The sequence below is a fragment of the Legionella sp. genome (genome assembly GCF_047605385.1).
Taxonomy (GTDB): domain Bacteria; phylum Pseudomonadota; class Gammaproteobacteria; order Legionellales; family Legionellaceae; genus Legionella.
This window is the reverse complement of record NZ_JASGFU010000005.1, coordinates 1-18,043: the sequence shown is the minus strand read 5'-3', so window position 1 is coordinate 18,043 and position 18,043 is coordinate 1. Positions and strand designations below refer to the sequence as shown.

Below are 18,043 nucleotides of genomic sequence, written 5' to 3'. Positions count from 1 at the left end.
ATTATGGCACGAGTTACAGTTGAAGATTGTTTAGAACACGTAGCAAACCGTTTTGAATTGGTGATGGTTGCTACAAAACGTGCACGACAAATTGCTGTTCGTGGTGATCAACCTATGGTTGAGTGGGAAAATGATAAACCTACGGTTGTTGCTCTACGTGAAATTGCAGAAGGCTTGATCACTGCAGAAATTTTAGATAAAGAATAAGCGATAAAACTTTTCCCAAAACGAAGTAATATATTGGTTAAACTTTAGGCCTAAAAACTCCTTAGAGCCTTGGCTCAGTGTATGAGCTAGGTACAGGCTACACTGCTATTAAGTTAAATTTGTCATCCCCGCGAAGGCGGGAATCCATGCTCAATGTTGGCTCTGTGCTTGCATGGAAATGGGTCCCTGCTTTCGCGGGGACGACAATGAAACGCTTGACTTAAGGGCAGTGGGTGCAGGCCAGAGGGCGTGGTTTGGGCTATTATTTAAATAAGAGTTTAATTTTGCTTAAACAGTAGGAGATATTGTTGGGGCAGTTGTCCCCGTATTACATTATATCCGTCTAAATAATGCCTGCATTCAAGGGGTAAAGTGAGGTACGGCCATGTTGGACATTAGGGAGTGCTGCGTGAGCTACTTTAAGGAGCTTGACGAAGAGCTTAAATGCTATCTTGAACAAGCTCAAATAGAAAAATGTTATCAAGCTTATTTAGTGGCTGAAAAAGCACACCATGGCCAAATGCGCCGCTCTGGTGAACCCTATATCACTCATCCTGTTGCTGCAGCTTTAATTCTTGCACGAATGCGTCTGGATTATCAGACCATCATGGCTACCTTGCTCCATGATGTAGTTGAAGATACTAGCGTGAGCAAAGAAGATCTAACTCGCTTGTTTGGGGAAGATATTACCGCCTTAGTTGATGGAGTAACCAAACTCACAAAAATAAAATTTGAATCCAAAGCTGAAGCGCAAGCAGAAAACTTTCGTAAAATGGTTTTAGCTATGGTCAAAGACATACGAGTAATTATCGTCAAATTGGCTGATCGCTTGCATAATATGCGCACTTTAGGCGCTATGCCCGCTGCCAAACGCCGTCGTATTGCTATTGAAACTTTAGAGATTTATGCCCCCATTGCTAATCGGTTGGGGATGCACTCTATTTATGTAGGTCTTGAAGATTTAGGATTCCAGGCTTTATATCCCATGCGTTCCCGTGCAATTAAATCCGCAGTAGAAAAATCCCGAGGTAACCGTCGCGAATTAACCCAAACCATTGAACGAGACTTGCAACAAGCTTTAGCCCAATTAAATATTCCTTATGAGCAGGTTTTTGGTAGACAAAAACACTTATATAGTATTTATCGTAAAATGCGCCAAAAGAAGGCATCGTTTACTGAAATTACCGACGTATTTGCTTTTAGAGTGATCACCGAAGACATTGATTCGTGTTACCGCATTTTAGGTGCCTTACATTGTACTTATAAACCAGTACCGCAGCGCTTTAAAGATTATATTGGTATTCCTAAAGCCAACGGATATCAATCATTACATACTACTTTATTTGGTCCTTTTGGCGTGCCATTGGAAGTACAAATTCGTACTCGTGATATGGATAAAGTGGCTGATAATGGGGTTGCCGCGCATTGGATTTATAAATCATCGGGCCTGGAGGTCAATGAAGCACAATTACGTGCCCGTGAATGGGTACAAAGCCTATTAGAAATGCAACGCAGTACTGGTAGTTCCTTGGAATTTATTGAAAACGTTAAAATTGATTTATTCCCTGATGAGGTTTATGTATTTACTCCTAAAGGCCATATTATGGAATTACCTAAAGGGGCGACCCCTGTTGATTTTGCTTATGCAGTACATTCAGGTGTAGGTAATAGCTGTGTTGCTGCTAAGGTTAATCGTCGTTTAGTGCCTTTGAGCGTGCCTTTGTCTAATGGGCAAACAGTAGAGATTGTTACTACTTCGGGTGCACATCCAAACCCTTCCTGGCTTAATTTTGTTGTCACTGGAAAAGCGCGTTCTAATATCCGTCATTTTCTGAAGAGCCAGCAAAATACTGAATCGATTACCTTAGGAAAACGCTTGTTAGAACAATCACTTAATGATTTATCCAGTGATTATGCAAAAGTTCCGCCAGAATCGTGGCATGCTTTATTAAGCGATTTGCCCTATAAAACCACTGATGATTTATTATATGCCATCGGTATTGGTAACCAAATGGCCATGGTTATTGCCAAGCGCTTGGTTATTACACCGGATGCGAATGAATTAGATAAATCTAAATCTGGTAAGGCACGACCTTTAGCAATTAAAGGTACTGAAGGCATGGTAGTGCATTTTGGTGAATGCTGTCAGCCTATACCCGGTGACAGTATTGTTGGAATATTCCAACAGGGTAGGGGAATCGTTGTTCACAATAGTGATTGTAGTACATTGAAAACATCTCGACTTAATCCCGAGCAATTCGTTGCTTTACGCTGGGATGATCAGGTTGAGGGTGAGTATTGGGTCGATATTACCGTTGAGGTACCTAATGTGCGCGGCGTACTAGCGGCTTTGGCAACTGCTATTTCAGAAGCGGGTTCTAATATTGGTAATATTAATGTTGATCCACGAGATGGCCGCCATAATGCGGTCACGTTTTCCATTAGTGTGGTGGACAGAACACATTTGGCACGTGTAATGCGCAGACTGCGTGCCAATAAAGTTGTAATGCGTTTGTATAGAAAAAAACAAGGGGAGAATTAATGCAATCGGTACATAGTAAATCAGCTCCAGCAGCGATTGGCACTTATTCACAAGCCATTCAATGTGGAAATACTGTTTATTTGTCAGGGCAGATACCACTAAATCCTAAAACTATGGAACTGTGCAGCCACGATATTAAAGCACAAATCGCCCAAGTTTTAGATAATTTATCTGCTGTATGCCAGGCAGCAGGCGGTAGTTTGGCAAATATTGTCAAATTAAATGTATTTCTTACGGATTTAAGCCATTTTCCTGTGATTAACGAAGTTATGGGGCAGTATTTCACTGAACCTTATCCTGCACGTGCGGCTATTGGTGTTGCTGCTTTACCACGAAATTCTCTGGTTGAAATGGATGGAGTTATGGTATTGCCTGTTTAGGGCATTTGTTTAGATTAATTGAGTTAATGCATGAGTATTGTTTCCCTTCACGATTTAAGTTTAAATATCGCTGGTAATCAACTGTTAGATAAAGTCAACTGGCAAGTCCAACCTCACGATCGCATTGCGCTTGTAGGTCGCAATGGAGCTGGAAAATCAACGCTCTTAAAGCTATTGCAAGGAGATATTGTTCCTGATAGCGGTCAAATTAATTGTTTGTCTGGATTAAAAGTAGCGGGTTTAACTCAGGAGGTTCCTGTTTCTGCTGATGATTCTGTTTATCATTTTCTAGTAAAAGGCTTAGGTGAAGTTGGTGAAGTTTTAACGCAATTTAACGAACTATCGCAAAAAGGAGATATGGATAAATTAGCAATTTGCCAGCAAAAAATGGACAGTTTGCATGCTTGGGATAAGTTGCCACTCATTGAAACTATGGCTACTCGCTTGGGAGTCAGTGCTAATGAGCGCATGTATAATTTATCGGGAGGCATGAAGCGGCGAGTACTCTTGGCTGCAGCGCTCATTGTTTCACCTGATTTGTTATTATTAGACGAACCAACAAACCATTTAGATATTGAAGCTATTGAATGGTTGGAAGCTTATTTAAAAAACTTTAAAGGCTCAGTATTGTTGGTTACTCACGATCGCGAATTTTTGGGACAAGTAGCTAATCGTATTGTTGAAATTGATAGAGGGAAGCTTTATCAACACGATTGTGATTACAAAACTTATTTAGAGCGTCGTGAAACTATTCGTCTTAGTGAGCAAAAACAAAATGATTTATTTGATAAAAAGCTTGCTGAAGAAGAAGTATGGATTCGCACTGGAATTAAAGCCAGACGTACTCGTAATGAAGGACGGGTTCGTGCATTAAAAGCCATGCGTGAAGAACATAAAGCACGCCGTAATCAAATAGGTAAAGTGAAAGAGATCTCTTTGGACGTCAATCGCTCCGGTGCCGTGGTTATTGAAGCCAATAAGGTTAATTATTCACTAGGGCAAAGAAAATTACTGCACGATTTTTCTTTATTACTAATGCGTGGTGATAAATTAGGCATTATTGGTCCCAATGGCTGTGGTAAAACCACTTTGGTTCGTCTATTGCTGGGAGAACTTCAAACTGATTCTGGTGAAATCAAACAAGGTACTTCATTAAGTGTTGCCTATTTTGATCAATTACGTCGGCAATTACATGAAGATAAAACAGTGATGTATAATATCGGTGATGGTGCTGATTATGTGTCTATTAATGGCAAGCAAAAGCATGTAGCCAGTTATTTGAAAGATTTTTTATTTACGCCTGATCGTTTTAACCAACCAGTTTCTGTGTTATCAGGTGGAGAGCGCAATCGATTATTACTCGCCAAATTATTTGCCAAGCCTGTTAATTTCTTGGTGATGGATGAGCCTACTAATGATTTAGATATCGAAACTTTAGAATTATTAGAAGAAATGTTAGTCGAATATCCTGGCACTTTAATTCTGATTAGCCATGATCGGGAATTTATTAATCAAGTTGTGACCAGTGTTTTGGTTTATGAAGATGTAGGAAAATTTAGCGAGTTTGTTGGTGGGTATGATGATTATAAGGTACATCAAAAACAACAACAAAAGCGTGAACGTGAAGTCAGTGAAAAAAGCACATCGGTAGTTAAGCGCTCTTCCTTATCGAGTAAGTTAAGCTTTAATGAGCAACGAGAATTGATGCAATTACCTCAAAAAATTGAACAATTAGAAAAAAAGATTTCTGGGGTACAACAACAAATGGCAGAATCAAAATTTTACCAACAAGATGCTAATACCATTGCAAAAATCAATCAGGGCCTTGCTGCAGATGAAGCTTTATTAATTGAATTGTACGCACGTTGGGAATCTTTAGAGGAACGGATGTAGTTTGTGTAGATTATTAAAAGGAATAAGTACATGTTATTCACGTTAACTCTAGTGATTATATTCGCTTCTATTGTCGTTTTCTTTTCACAAGAGTTTGGTAAGGCGTTTAAGAAATTTTTTGCGATTAAAGGAGTCGCTTTATTCTTACCTTTATTAATTGGCTCCTGGTTTATTTATGCTTTTGATTATTGGATATTATGGGGAGTTTATTATTACCGTGAGCTTTTGCAAGTTGCTTTGCATTATATAGGTAATTTTATGCCTTTTACTCTGTATGCTGAAGAAGTTGCATTAGTTATCCTCTTATGGTGTGTTTCCGTATTGCCCGTGATAGTGATTGTTCACTATGTACGGCGAAAAAGTTATAAAGGGTATCAATATCCTAATATCACCAGTCTGATTATCTTTATTATTAGCGCCCTTCTTTTACTTGCCTTATAGTTAAACCTTCGGTGCTACACTCCCTTTGATATTTTGTGTATAATGCCGTCAATTTATTTTCAGGTTGCGTTATGAATAAGCAGGACTTTTACTTCGATTTGTCTCCTGAGTTGATTGCTCAATATCCTTTAGCAAATCGTAGTGATTCGCGTTTGTTGACCTATAATCGCTATACTAAAAAATATGGTCATCACCAATTTAGAGAAATTGCTGATTTCCTAAATCCAGGCGATTTATTGGTAATGAATGATTCTAAAGTAATTCCGGCACGGCTTTATGGCTATAAAGCAACAGGTGGTAAAGTGGAGTTATTGGTCGAGCGAATTACTGGTGAATTTACTTTTCTTGCCCATATTAAAGCCAGCAAGGCGTTAAAGGCAGGTGCTTTAATTTATTTGGAACAAAACAAACAGCTTGAAATTATTGATCGTGATGAAGATTTATTTATATGCAAATCCAGCATTGATGTTTTAGCGCTGTTGCATGGAGTAGGGCATATTCCCTTGCCTCCCTACATCACTCGTAGTGATGAGTATATGGATGAGGATCGTTATCAAACTGTCTATGCAAAATTTGAAGGTTCTGTTGCGGCTCCCACTGCAGGTTTGCATTTTGATGATGCAGTATTATCCAGTTTAAGCACACGCGGTGTCCAGGTTGCCTATGTTACTTTGCATGTGGGTGCGGGAACGTTTAGGCCAGTGCGTTGTGACGATATTAAAGATCATAAAATGCATCGTGAGCAGTTTACTATTAGTGCTGAATTATGTGCAGCGGTACATGCAACAAAAGCTGCTGGTCACCGGGTGATTGCTGTAGGTACTACAGCACTTCGTAGTCTTGAAAGTGCAACCCAAGATGAGGGTTTAATTCCTTGCAGTCGTGATACCGATATTTTTATTTATCCAGGTTATCAATTTAAAATCTGTGACGGTTTAATAACGAATTTTCATTTACCAGAATCAACTCTACTGATGCTCGTTTCTGCTTTTATAGGGCATAAAGAAGCAATGATGCTGTATCAGGAAGCGATAGAGAAGAAATACCGATTTTTTAGTTATGGTGACACAAGCTTACTGCTTTAATGGAGGACAGTGAATGCATGCAGGACAAAATATAATATCCGTTGCTACTTCAGAAGCAGGCTTATGTTTGACTACAGAAAATTGGCAAGAGGCAAAAGTTGATGCTCTTTCTTATTCTCTGGAGTTTTTATTGCATAAGCCAGGGTATAAGGTACTGCAAAAAATTGTAAGTTTAGCGCATTATGTGGGTTGGTCTAAGACTTTAATTCTAAATGCAGCCTCTTTAAAAGCAAATAGAGAAGGAGTCTATCACCTAAAATCACCTTATGACGGTTCTAAGACCAAGTTAAGCGCCCAAGAGCTTCTGGTTTTGATTCATCATTTGAATCCTGAGATGGTGCTGTTGCCAAAAAATATTTATCAAGATTATCCTCAGATGTGGGAGGATTGGCAGTCTTCTACTTTTCCTTTTATGCATGCAGATGATTTATCACAGCAAATGATTCCTTATGAACATGGTGTTTATTTTGATGAAACGATGCGTGCACAACTGGAGCAATGGTCGCATTTGCCACGTTATGTTATGGGAGCACTTGATGAATCTCTTATTCACCAGTTACGCTCTCAAGGAATCAAGCTGATTGAGTCAGACGAACCAGCAAAAGCGGCTCTGCATGGACAAGTATATAGCCAACTGGGGATGGTTGATTTAACTGATAAGGTGACCGAAATGCAGTTTGAAATTATTGATACAGACTGTGTTTGTCCTTCATGTATACAAAAATTTACCAAAGCCTATTTTTATCATCTATTGCAAAATACGCCATTACTTTGCCAACGCTTTTTAATTCAGCATAACTTATTTTGGATGGCGATTTAGGGCGTGTCATCAATTAATAAAATTTCCCCTCTCCACTGCGCGAAGCGTGGGGGAGAGGGTAGGGTGAGGAGGGGTTAAACTGTCGCGAAGCGACTCTTCATTCTTATTTACACCAGCGTGTGTGACGAGTATGAATCAAAGCACCCTGATAAATGCCTCGCAATTCCTGCTCTATATCGGTATAAAACAGCCTCTACAAACAGGCGATTATCTTTAGCTGTAACGCCAACTGACTCTTTTCGACCAGGAAGAATATTTGCGATTCGCTCCCACTGATCATTTCTCAGACCGTATCTACGCATCCTTGCTAACCTTTGACCTAAAAATAAATCAGGATAATTTATTTTTTAACAAAAGCAAGTCTCTTTGATTGTCTAATAACAATGAGGAGTCGCTTCGCGACAGTTTAACCTCCCCCTCACCCTAGCCTCTCCCCCACGCTTCGCGCAGTGGAGAGGGGAAATTTTATTAATTGATGACACGCCCTAGTTAAAAAGTGTTAAACTTATTACATTAGATTCTCTGATAAAGGATTATCGATGATTAATGTAAGCATCTCAGGATTTGCTGATTTAACCATTACCGATGTGATTTTTGATTACAACGGTACTTTGGCGGTTGATGGCATTTTAATTGCTGGAGTTGATAAATTATTAACCACTCTGGCGCGAAAGCTAAAAATTCATGTGGTGACTGGTGATAGTCTGGGAACGGCCAAAAAAGAGTTAACTGGTATTCCTTGTACAGTGCATATCGTTCCATCACTAGAGCAGGGTTTGGCGAAACAACAGTATTTGCAGCAATTAAATGCTAAAAATACCATTGCTATTGGTAATGGTCGTAACGATCGACAAATTATGCATGACACCGCGATTGGCATTCTGATTTTAGGTACTGAAGGTGCTTCTGTTCATGCACTTAAAGAAGCAGATATCTTGGTTGCTAATATCTTTGATGCAATTAATTTATTAGAGCATCCAGGTCGATTGCTTGCAACATTACGCTCCTAAGTTCAAGTTTGACACTTTTCAGAGAACACGTTAGGATTAGCATCAATTAGATGGCGCGGGGTGTCGTAAATAACGGCTGAGAAATACCCGTTGAACTTGATCTGGTTCATACCAGCGTAAGAACGCCTTTCAATCTAAAGAAGCCAAGATATTGATTTTCTTTGGATCTGATTTCTTTAGTTCTCTGCAAGAACACACCCTTGCCATCTTCTTTTTCTTAATTAAGGAGCAATGGCAATGAGCAAAAGTGAACTTTCTTCACGTACAACCCTGTTATTAAATTGGTATGCTAATCCTTACCATACCCCGATTTATGTAGCCCAATCTTTAGGATATTATCAAGAAGAGGGAATTAAACTTGCAATTTTAGAACCTACAGATCCCAGCGATGTTACAGAAATTGTCGGCTTAGGCTATGTTGATTTTGGTGTAAAAGCAATGATTCATACTGTAGCAGCACGGGCAAAAGGTTATCCCATTACGTCAATCGGTACTTTATTAGATGAGCCGCCAACGGGCCTTATTGCTCTAAAATCCAGCGGTATTAATTCGTTTAAAGATATTGTAGGCAAGCGAGTCGGTTATATTGGTGAGTTCGGCAACATTATTATTAATGATTTGGCAAAATTAGCCGGCATGGATCCTAATAGTTATGAAACCGTACGCATTGGGATGAATGTGACTGATGCTATTTGTTGTGGCATTATTGATACGGGAATTGGTTTTATCAATTTTCAACGTGTGGAGCTAGAGCATTTACGCGGTGAAACGGTTTTTTTACGTTTGGATCAATTAGCTGGTTTGGGTTGTTGTTGTTTTTGCTCCATTCAATTTATTGTGCCAGCGCGTATGTTAGAAAAACCTGATGTGCTGAAAGGTTTTCTTAATGCAACTCAGCGAGGCGCAGCATTTACTACGGAATACCCCGAGCAAGCCCATGAGCTTTTATGTCAAATGAAACCGCAATTACGTTCCGAACTCTATCATGCAATTTTTATACGTACATTGCCATTTTTTTCACGTACGTTGTTGAATGTAGAGCGTGATTGGAACAAAGTAGGGCGATATGGTCGACATTTAGGAGTAATTGATGAGTTTTTTGCGGTGAATGATTGTTATACCAATCAATATTTACCCACTAAGCCTCATTCCGATTTGCAACCTATCGCTTGTTGTGTAGAATAAAGTATGAATCCTTGTATTCTGAGGATGCTTTGTGGCACATTTTCAAATCAAGCGTCCAGGCTACTTGGTTCGGGATAATGTGCCTTAAGAGGATTCATAACATTGGTGCTGCAGGGTATTTACGGAATTTAGGATAAAATGCAATAACTACCAGCTGTAACTGGCTCTGCCGCCGTATTTTCTTGTATGCTAAAAAATTTTATTCCTTGACGCGTCCTGGCTTGGATTCGCGCATCGGCATATATGTCTTGCAAAGCTTCTATAAGATCGGTAACAGGAGTGTTTTTTTCTTTTTTTAGTTTTTCAACCTGATTTAGTGATTTTTTGAAATTTTCAGATGGAATCTTAGATACTGCTTCTTTCGCTCTAATTAGTTCTTCTTGATATTTATTTTCTTCTTGCTGCATTATCTCATAATTTTGTGGTTTACCTATGATTTGATTCAGTTGTGCACAAAAATCGATAATTTGGGGATCAGATTTTTCAAAAAATCTGATAATAAATTTCTCTTCTTGAAACATAATAGAGGCTAGATCCGGACCATCGTCACCTGGCCTAAAATTGATTATTTTAAATGGCAAACCTGTACTCGAATTGATTTGTAATTTTTGTAGATCTGTAAGAGTAGGTTCTTTATAATTATAATCATCTAGGGTACCTCCGGTTGTTCTTATATTAAAGTGTACATTTTCTAAGGTAATTCTAATTTCTTGATTAGCATTTGCAAATTGAGTGATATAGTTTAAAATTTGACTAAGTTGCTGCGGATTAATGGTCATTTTAACGCCTATGTAAAATTTTTAATTATTACATTAAACAAACAATTTGTCTAATATATTTATCTTTTGGTCATTTATATTTGCTTGGCTGATAGACTAAGGAGCAATTTTATTAAATTCTTATCTCCTGGAAATGCTGCACTAATGTTTACCAGAAATTACTTAAATTGACACATTATTTTTGCATCAAGAGGTATTCTAATGAATACGGTATGGGTTATTGCCGAAACCGAAGCAGACCAACAAACACTACAAGGATTAGGAGTAAATTTAGTACTTGCAGATAAAACTGCAGATGCAGTTAAAATTGGCTCTTGGCAATCCATTCAAGACATTAATTATATTCTGGACTTGTTAAAAAACTATTCAGGACATTTAGTAGTTGACATTTCTTATCTGCCACGAGCAATCAATCATTTATTATCGCAAGTGGATGTGCTGGTGTTGAATATCCATGAAGCAGAAGCAATTTTGCATTATGCGGTCAATTCTCATGAAGCAATGGAGAAGGCAGCTGCAGAGTTATTAAATTTAGGGGTAAAAAGTGTTTTGCTCAAAGGTAGTCAAATGCATGAGCCACAATGGATTCATGATTATTGGAGTAATGGTTCGCTTTCTTTTTGGTTAAGCCAAAAGCGTTATCCCGATGCTCAATACTCTGAAGCAGGAACGGTCTATTCCAGCGCTATTACTGCTGCCTTGGTTTTGGGGTATCCTACCGAAGATGCAGTAGTGATTGCTAAAATGTATGTACATCAAGCCATACGCTTGGCGACAACCACCCTTTATTATGGTGGATTTCCCGAGCATCAAATTGATTTACCTTATCTAGCCTCAAAACCTTTATTTGTTACTCCACAAGCATTTAAACGCTCACATTATTTAGGATTATATCCAGTAGTAGATAGTGCTCAATGGGTAGAAACTTTATTAAAATCAGGAGTGAAAACCATCCAGTTGCGTATTAAAGAGTGTATACCTACTTTAGAAGAAGAAATAAAGTGCAGTATTGCCTTGGCGAAACAATATCGCGCTACTCTATTTATTAATGATTATTGGGAGCTGGCCTTAAAGTTAGGAGCTGAGGCAGTTCATTTGGGGCAATCAGATTTAGATAATGCAGATCTCGAAGCAATTCGTCAGCAGGGGTTATTACTTGGAGTTAGCACGTATTGCTATCATGAGGTTGCCATGGCGCATGCTATTTGTCCTTCTTATATGGCAATTGGGCCTATTTATCCGACTACGAGTAAAGAATTGGTTTTTAGGCCGCAAGGTATAGACATGTTAGCACGATGGATACGTACCTTAAATTATCCTTTAGTGGCAATAGGCGGTATCAGTATAGCACGCGCGCCGGAAGTTGTGGCTACTGGGGTAAGTGGAGTGGCACTGATTTCTGCAATTACGGAAGCTGATGATCCTCAAGATGCAACACGACAACTTTTAGGGTTAATGTGAACAAAACCCTGGTCATTTAAAATTTAGGCTCCTGGATTCATTTACCTTCGAATCAATTCCCTATATGATGTCACGCGATAAATTTAATAGTTGTCTTTAGGAGATATTATGAGTTTTTTTATTAGTGATGCTTTAGCTGCAGTGGGCACAACGGCAGCCCCTCAAGCCGATGGAACTTTTTATCAGCTCATTATGATCCCTGCTATCTTTATATTGTTCTATTTTATGTTGATTAGACCACAAAATAAGAAAGCAAAAGAGCATCGTGAATTAATAAATCGTTTAAAGAAAAGGGATGAAATAATTACTTCTGGTGGTATGTTAGCTAAAGTAGTTAATGTTGATGAACAGTACATTAAAGTAAGTATTGCCGAAGGGGTGGAAATTTCTTTGCAAAAAAGCGCTGTGATCAGCATATTGCCTAAAGGCACCATCAAATCTCTTTAAGTCAGTCATAGGGACACGGAAATATGCAAAATAAATATCCTCTATGGAAAAACCTGATGCTGATTGTCATTGCAGTTATTGGATTTGTTTACGCATTACCTAATTTGTACACGGAAAATCCTGTAGTACAAATCAGTGCGGAAACACCAGTAGATTATGATGAGTTGAAAAGTCAGGTGGAAGCCCTACTAGAAAAAGAAAAATTCCCTTATCAGTCGATTTCTGCTCAGGACAATGGTTTAGAAGTAGTCTTTGCATCTACCGATACTCAATTATTAGCACGTGATGCCATTAAAAATAGTTTAGGTAATCAATATACGGTTGCTTTAAATTTAGCACCATCCACACCTCAATGGCTACGTTCTATTCGTGCTGAACCAATGAAACAAGGTTTGGACTTACGAGGAGGTGTACACTTCCTACTTGAAGTTGATGTTGATAGTGTGATTAATCGCCGTTATGAAGGGATTATGAGAAATATTCGCCAGTCTCTACGGGAAATTGGGATTCGCTATTCAGGTATTCGGTACATTGCAGACAAAGGTGTTAATTTACGTTTCCGTGATCCAGAATCTATGGAAAATGCCTTAATGGGATTACGAGAAAAAATGCCGGATGTATTGTTTGTGAAAAGTAAGGCAGATAATGAACTTGTTGCATCCATTACACCTGCTGAACTAAACACCATGCGTCAAAATACCATTGAACAAACAATGAGTATCTTACGTAATCGCGTCAACGAACTTGGTGTGGGTGAGGCTATAGTGCAACAGCAGGGCGCAACTCGCGTAGCAGTTGACTTACCTGGTATCCAAGATGCGGCTCGCGCTAAACAAATTCTTGGTGGTACAGCAACATTGCAGTTTTATTTGGTTGATCAAGATAATGATCCGCAAATTGCGAAGCAAACCGGTTCAGTGCCTGTAAGCGATAAGCTGTTTATGATGGATGGGCATCCTATCTTGTTAAAACGCCAAGTGGTTTTAAGCGGTGACTCAATCACTTCTGCAGTATCCAGTTTTGATCAACAAACAGCGACTCCTGCGGTACAAATCCAATTAGGTGGAGGTGGTGAAAGCTTATTTACTAAGGTAACACGCGATAATATTGGAAAGCGCATGGCCATAGTTTATGTGGAAACCAAAAATACCGTGCAAACTATTAATGGTGTTGAAACGCGTGTCACTCATAAAGAGGAACGGGTGATTAGTGCTCCAGTAATTCAAAATGCCTTAGGTAATAATTTTCAAATTACCGGCTTAGCAGATAGTAAAGAAGCCAGTAACTTAGCTTTATTATTAAGAGCTGGGGCATTACCTGCTGCTATTTATCCCGTTGAAGAACGTACAGTAGGGCCTACCTTAGGTAAAGAAAACATCCACAGAGGGATTGTTTCTTTAGCTGTAGGAATGGGGTTAATTTTAATCCTGATGTTGATTTATTATCGTTTCTTTGGATTAATTGCTGATATTGCCTTGATACTTAATTTAATTTTATTGTGTGCGCTTTTATCAATGATTGATGCAACGCTGACGTTACCTGGTATTGCCGGTATTGTATTAACCGTTGGTATGGCAGTTGATGCTAACGTCTTGATTTATGAGCGTATCCGCGAGGAGTTGCGTCATGGTTTATCACCGCAAGCAGCAATTTATGCTGGTTACGAGCGTGCGTTTGCGACCATTATTGATGCGAATGTGACAACTCTAATTGTTGCGATCATTTTATTTGCAGTTGGTACAGGGCCTGTGCGTGGATTCGCAGTAACCTTATCGTTAGGTTTGTTAACTTCCATGCTCACTGGTATTACATTCACTCGCGCTATTGTTAATTGGTACTATGGTGGTCGTGCAGTGAAGAAATTATCTATAGGTATTTAAGACGAGGCTCAGATGGAATTTTTTAATCCAAATTCAAAAGTGGACTTCATGGGTGCTCGTCGTTGGACGGCACTATTTTCCATATTTATTTTTGTGGCCTCAATGGCTGCGTTGTTGATCCATGGTTTAAAATGGGGTCTGGATTTTACTGGCGGAACACAGATTGAAGTATCTTACCCACAAGCGGTTGACTTATCGAGAATCAGGGAAGATTTAAGTAAAGCTGGATTTAAAGAAGCACAAGTAGTTAGTTATGGTACTTCAAGAGATGTATTAATCAGTATTGCTCCCAGGCAAGATCAAGAACAAACACAATTAGTTGATCATGTCATGAGTGCTTTACCTGGAGCGGTAAAACAGCGAGTTGACTTTGTCGGACCGCAAGTAGGTCAAGAATTGGCGACAAAAGGAGCTTTGGCTGTAGTAGTTTCTTTATTGGCAACGATGATTTACATTGCCATGCGCTTTGAGTATCGGCTCGCAGTGAGTTCAGCAGTTGCATTAATTCATGACCCAGTGTTGATTTTAGGAATTTTTGCTTTTCTGGGCATTGAATTTGATCTTAAAGCCTTGGCAGGGTTGCTCGCGGTTATTGGGTATTCATTAAACGACACGATTGTTGTTTTTGATAGGGTACGTGAGAATTTTATTAAAATCCGTCGTGGTACGCCCATTGAAATTATGAATATCTCAATTAACCAAACCTTATCTCGAACAATTATGACCTCTTTATTAACCTTGTTTGTGGTTGTAGCGTTGTTTATTTATGGCGGAGAAACTATTCGTGGATTTTCTCTTGCTTTAATCATCGGGATTATCATTGGTACCTACTCTTCTATTTATGTGGCAGGGGCTTTAGCTGTAGCGATGGGGCTAAATAGAAAAGATTTCATGCCTAGCCAACGTAAAGTAGATGAGCGTCCTTAATTTTATTGTGAATACGGTGTGCACCGTATTCACAATGATGTAATTGAGTTAAGTAATTCTATTCAAATGGTGATTTGATTCTTCTTCCACATCTAGTTCTTCAATAGTTAATGAGGTGGTTTTTTTTATGCATTTTTCCTCAGAGAACTCTTTGATGATAAGAGCCATTTGAGTACTTGGATTTTTAATTAAGGTATTTTCTAAAGAAATAATTTCTAAGTACTTGCATAATTCATCTTTAGGAAATTTATTTTATTTGTCAATTAACCTGCTGAAATGATGCTTTTTTTTATGATTATGTTACTTTTAACCTGATATAGGCTGGACTATGATCAGTAGGTGTAAAAGAGAAGGTGATTCAATTGACAGATGATATAAAAAATGTGAGTTTCATAGAACGGCTGCATCATTTAATTATGCTTTTGCGTATTCCTCATTGGGCAAAGGCAGTCTTTGTTATGCTGGGTTTTTGTTATACTCCAGTACCTGGATATTTTATTCCTGCTTTATGGGCTTCTTTAGCATTTTGTCTTATTTCAAGTGCGGTATATATCTATAACGATATTGAAGACCGCACTGAGGATAGTTTGCATCCCCATAAGCAGTATCGACCTTTAGCTAGTGAAAAAATAAGCGTCGCCGAAGCAGTGGTGATGTTATTTTTATTACTGATTGCGGGGTTAACAGTGGGATGGTTGGTTTCAAAAAAATTAGCGCTTATTTTATGTCTTTATTTGGTAGTTAATATTGCCTATAACCATGTTTTAAAACTGATTCCTATTTGTGATGTGCTTTGTATTGCCGTTGGATTTATGTTGCGTGTTTTGGCAGGAACTGTAGGTATTGGTTTGCCTATTTCCAAATGGCTGGCCATTGCTGCAACATTATTGAGCTTATTTATTGCCTTGAATAAACGCCGTCTAGAGATGCGTTTGGGACTAAAAAATTCTACGCGCCAAGTGCTTAAAAAATATCATCCTGCTCTGTTGCATGGCTTAATTATCATCACGGGGGTTGCAACTTTTATAACTTATATTTTTTATATTGCCTATGCTCGCGATGAATCATTTTATTTCATGCTCACTATACCCTTTGCGGCTATTGCTCTTTGGCGTTTTGGTTGGTTAGCAACACAAAACATTGATAATGATGATCCTGTTATTGTGTTTTTAAATGATCGGTTATCACGGATTAATCTTTGGTGTTTCGTCGTCTTAACCTTTATGGCATTAGCACGATGACTTGTAGATTACGGTGGTATGATAGCATTTTTGTTGTGCTATTTATCTATTTATTTATTTTGCAAATGCAAGCAATTTGGCCGTTTACCATTGATGATATGTATATTTCTTTGCGTTACGCCAAGAATTGGGCGGCTGGTTATGGATTAGTATGGAATATTCATGAACCACCTGTTGAAGGGTATTCGAATTTTAGTTTTGTCGTATTGAGTGCTCTAGCCATAATATTTAATATGGATCCAGTTTTTGTTTTGAAAAGTGCTGGAGTTATTGGATTATTTTTTACCTGTTATTTTGTTTATTTAATTAGCCGGTTTTGGTTTAATAAGCGTCTGTCCTTATTGCCTTGCTTGAGCTTACTTCTTTATAAAGGACAAATTGTTTGGACGGCTAGTGGTTTGGAAACTACAATGTATGAGGCATTGATTTGTGCTTCAGTATATTATTGTTTTCGAGGTATGGGATACCAATTAGCACCACAGGTTCGAAACAATGCAAAAACCACCTATTTTATTGCCGCAGGGCTTACAATGGCGGTTGCAGGAATGACCAGGCCAGAGGCACCGGTGTTAATGATGCTTTTTTTTATCTTAATTTGCTTGGATAGACCACAGGTAGCGTGTAAACAATATTGGCAAGGAACATTGTTTTTTTGTGTAACTATTGGTCTTTTTTTTCTACCTTATTTTCTTTGGCGCCTTTATTATTTTGGTTATCTTTTTCCTAATTCAGTTTATTGCAAAGGGTTGAATGAAACATTTACCTTATCTTTAGATCTTAACTATTTGTATTTAAGTTTGCCTTGGCTTCTTTTTTCTATTCCTGCTTGTATTAAGGCTCAAGATAAGCGTTATTATTTTTTGTGGCTGCCAAGTCTATTATATTTATTGATGCTGGCGGATTCAGATCCAATAGTAGCTTTTTATAATCGTTTATTTTTACCCGCATTTGCTCTGCTTCTCCCTCTGGCGTTGCAAGGCATGAGAATATTGGCTTATGCACTCCTAAAAAGTAGAGATCAGTTTTTAAATGTATTGCTTTGTTTTCTTTTTATCTGGGCTTCTTTTTTCTTTATTCCCAAAATGACTTTAGCTGATTATCGTTATTTCAGTGAAAGTCCGGTGCAAGGAGAACAATTGCGTCAACACGTAGTGAATTGGTTAAATACCCATGCTTCTCCAGGAAGTCGAGTAGTGCTTGCTGACAGCGGGATGATCCCCTATCTTAGTAGTTTGAATTTTATTGATTCGTACTGCTTGAATAATTTAGCCATGGCGCATTATCCAGCATATCAGCGTTATACCCGTTTTTGTCATGAAATTATGCCAATGCACCCAGAGGTGATTATTCTTACTTCTCTTATTCAGCGCACAAAGGAGATTTATACTCCAAGTGATTTATGTTTAAAGGATTTGCTTGCAAAACAGAGTAATTATCAATTAAAGCAATCATATTTAAGTCCTAATCCTGATTCGCAATATAGATATGAAATTTATGAACGAAATGTAGAGTAAATAACTCCTCGTTTTTGAGGTTGTGGGAAATTCAAAAGATAAAAGAGAGTTTTTGGACCGCCTAAATCACTATTCTCAAATCAATAACTTTATCAATTAAGTCAGATTTTTGCGACACAACCGATTTTTTGCCTTTAAATTATAGTAACTCCCCAGGTATTTAATTGAGCTCACCAGCTTCCCCTCTCCACCGCGCGCAGCGTGGGGGAGAGGGATCAAGGGTGAGGGGGA

General features: G+C 38.5%; 16 protein-coding genes, 1 pseudogene and 1 riboswitch. Of the genes and pseudogenes, 15 read left to right on the top strand and 2 right to left on the bottom strand.

Annotated elements, in window-relative coordinates; genetic code table 11:
• Window positions 1-3 precede the first annotated feature (3 nt).
• From rpoZ to QM652_RS02070, 7 genes are all read left to right on the top strand, one after another.
• Complete coding sequence (rpoZ, locus tag QM652_RS02100) at window positions 4-207, top strand: DNA-directed RNA polymerase subunit omega (protein WP_415072498.1); 204 nt, start codon at window positions 4-6, stop codon at window positions 205-207.
• Between the two features lie 409 nt (window positions 208-616).
• The gene (spoT, locus tag QM652_RS02095) at window positions 617-2,749 is read left to right on the top strand and encodes a bifunctional GTP diphosphokinase/guanosine-3',5'-bis pyrophosphate 3'-pyrophosphohydrolase (RefSeq protein WP_415072497.1); all 2,133 of its coding nucleotides are present in this window, start codon (window positions 617-619) and stop codon (window positions 2,747-2,749) included.
• The gene (locus QM652_RS02090) at window positions 2,749-3,129 is read left to right on the top strand and encodes a RidA family protein (protein ID WP_415072496.1); all 381 of its coding nucleotides are present in this window, start codon (window positions 2,749-2,751) and stop codon (window positions 3,127-3,129) included. The genes spoT and QM652_RS02090 overlap by 1 nt, the downstream gene beginning before the upstream one ends.
• A gap of 30 nt (window positions 3,130-3,159) precedes the next feature.
• Window positions 3,160-5,022, top strand: coding sequence for an ATP-binding cassette domain-containing protein (locus QM652_RS02085; RefSeq protein ID WP_415072495.1), 1,863 nt, complete (start codon window positions 3,160-3,162; stop codon window positions 5,020-5,022).
• Between the two features lie 30 nt (window positions 5,023-5,052).
• Complete coding sequence (locus tag QM652_RS02080; RefSeq protein WP_415072494.1) at window positions 5,053-5,463, top strand: hypothetical protein; 411 nt, start codon at window positions 5,053-5,055, stop codon at window positions 5,461-5,463.
• A gap of 71 nt (window positions 5,464-5,534) precedes the next feature.
• The gene (gene queA / locus QM652_RS02075; protein WP_415072493.1) at window positions 5,535-6,548 is read left to right on the top strand and encodes a tRNA preQ1(34) S-adenosylmethionine ribosyltransferase-isomerase QueA; all 1,014 of its coding nucleotides are present in this window, start codon (window positions 5,535-5,537) and stop codon (window positions 6,546-6,548) included.
• A gap of 13 nt (window positions 6,549-6,561) precedes the next feature.
• Window positions 6,562-7,368 carry a queuine tRNA-ribosyltransferase gene (locus tag QM652_RS02070; RefSeq protein ID WP_415072492.1) on the top strand — a complete coding sequence of 269 codons (807 nt, stop codon included), beginning with the start codon at window positions 6,562-6,564 and terminating at the stop codon, window positions 7,366-7,368.
• A 161-nt stretch (window positions 7,369-7,529) separates the two neighbouring features.
• Here QM652_RS02070 and QM652_RS02065 read toward each other — a convergent pair.
• Window positions 7,530-7,670: pseudogene (locus QM652_RS02065) on the bottom strand (transposase); the annotation flags it as partial.
• Window positions 7,671-7,907: 237 nt separating this feature from the next.
• Between QM652_RS02065 and QM652_RS02060 the strand changes: the two are divergent.
• A complete protein-coding gene (locus tag QM652_RS02060; protein WP_415072491.1) occupies window positions 7,908-8,378 on the top strand; it encodes an HAD family hydrolase in 471 nt (156 codons plus the stop codon).
• Window positions 8,379-8,424: 46 nt separating this feature from the next.
• A riboswitch (TPP riboswitch) is annotated at window positions 8,425-8,518 on the top strand.
• A gap of 97 nt (window positions 8,519-8,615) precedes the next feature.
• Window positions 8,616-9,563: an ABC transporter substrate-binding protein gene (locus QM652_RS02055; RefSeq protein WP_415072490.1), complete on the top strand. Its 948-nt coding sequence runs from the start codon at window positions 8,616-8,618 to the stop codon at window positions 9,561-9,563.
• 128 nt (window positions 9,564-9,691) lie between these two features.
• Here the strand turns inward: QM652_RS02055 and QM652_RS02050 are convergent, their stop codons facing one another.
• The gene (locus QM652_RS02050; RefSeq protein ID WP_415072489.1) at window positions 9,692-10,342 is read right to left on the bottom strand and encodes a hypothetical protein; all 651 of its coding nucleotides are present in this window, start codon (window positions 10,340-10,342) and stop codon (window positions 9,692-9,694) included.
• 201 nt (window positions 10,343-10,543) lie between these two features.
• Here QM652_RS02050 and thiE point away from each other — a divergent pair, with 201 nt between their 5' ends.
• The 6 genes from thiE (at window position 10,544) to QM652_RS02020 (ending at window position 17,812) form a co-directional block, all read left to right on the top strand.
• Window positions 10,544-11,803 carry a thiamine phosphate synthase gene (gene thiE, locus QM652_RS02045; RefSeq protein ID WP_415072488.1) on the top strand — a complete coding sequence of 420 codons (1,260 nt, stop codon included), beginning with the start codon at window positions 10,544-10,546 and terminating at the stop codon, window positions 11,801-11,803.
• Between the two features lie 108 nt (window positions 11,804-11,911).
• Complete coding sequence (gene yajC, locus QM652_RS02040) at window positions 11,912-12,250, top strand: preprotein translocase subunit YajC (RefSeq protein ID WP_415072487.1); 339 nt, start codon at window positions 11,912-11,914, stop codon at window positions 12,248-12,250.
• Window positions 12,251-12,273: 23 nt separating this feature from the next.
• A complete protein-coding gene (secD, locus tag QM652_RS02035; RefSeq protein WP_415072486.1) occupies window positions 12,274-14,130 on the top strand; it encodes a protein translocase subunit SecD in 1,857 nt (618 codons plus the stop codon).
• 12 nt (window positions 14,131-14,142) lie between these two features.
• On the top strand, window positions 14,143-15,057 hold the full coding sequence (secF, locus tag QM652_RS02030) for a protein translocase subunit SecF (protein ID WP_415072485.1): 915 nt from the start codon (window positions 14,143-14,145) through the stop codon (window positions 15,055-15,057).
• Between the two features lie 416 nt (window positions 15,058-15,473).
• Entirely contained in the window at window positions 15,474-16,298 is an 825-nt protein-coding gene (locus QM652_RS02025; RefSeq protein ID WP_415072553.1) for a decaprenyl-phosphate phosphoribosyltransferase, read from the top strand.
• Window positions 16,295-17,812, top strand: coding sequence for a protein LphB (locus tag QM652_RS02020; protein WP_415072484.1), 1,518 nt, complete (start codon window positions 16,295-16,297; stop codon window positions 17,810-17,812). Before QM652_RS02025 ends, QM652_RS02020 begins: the two co-directional genes overlap by 4 nt.
• Window positions 17,813-18,043 lie beyond the last annotated feature (231 nt).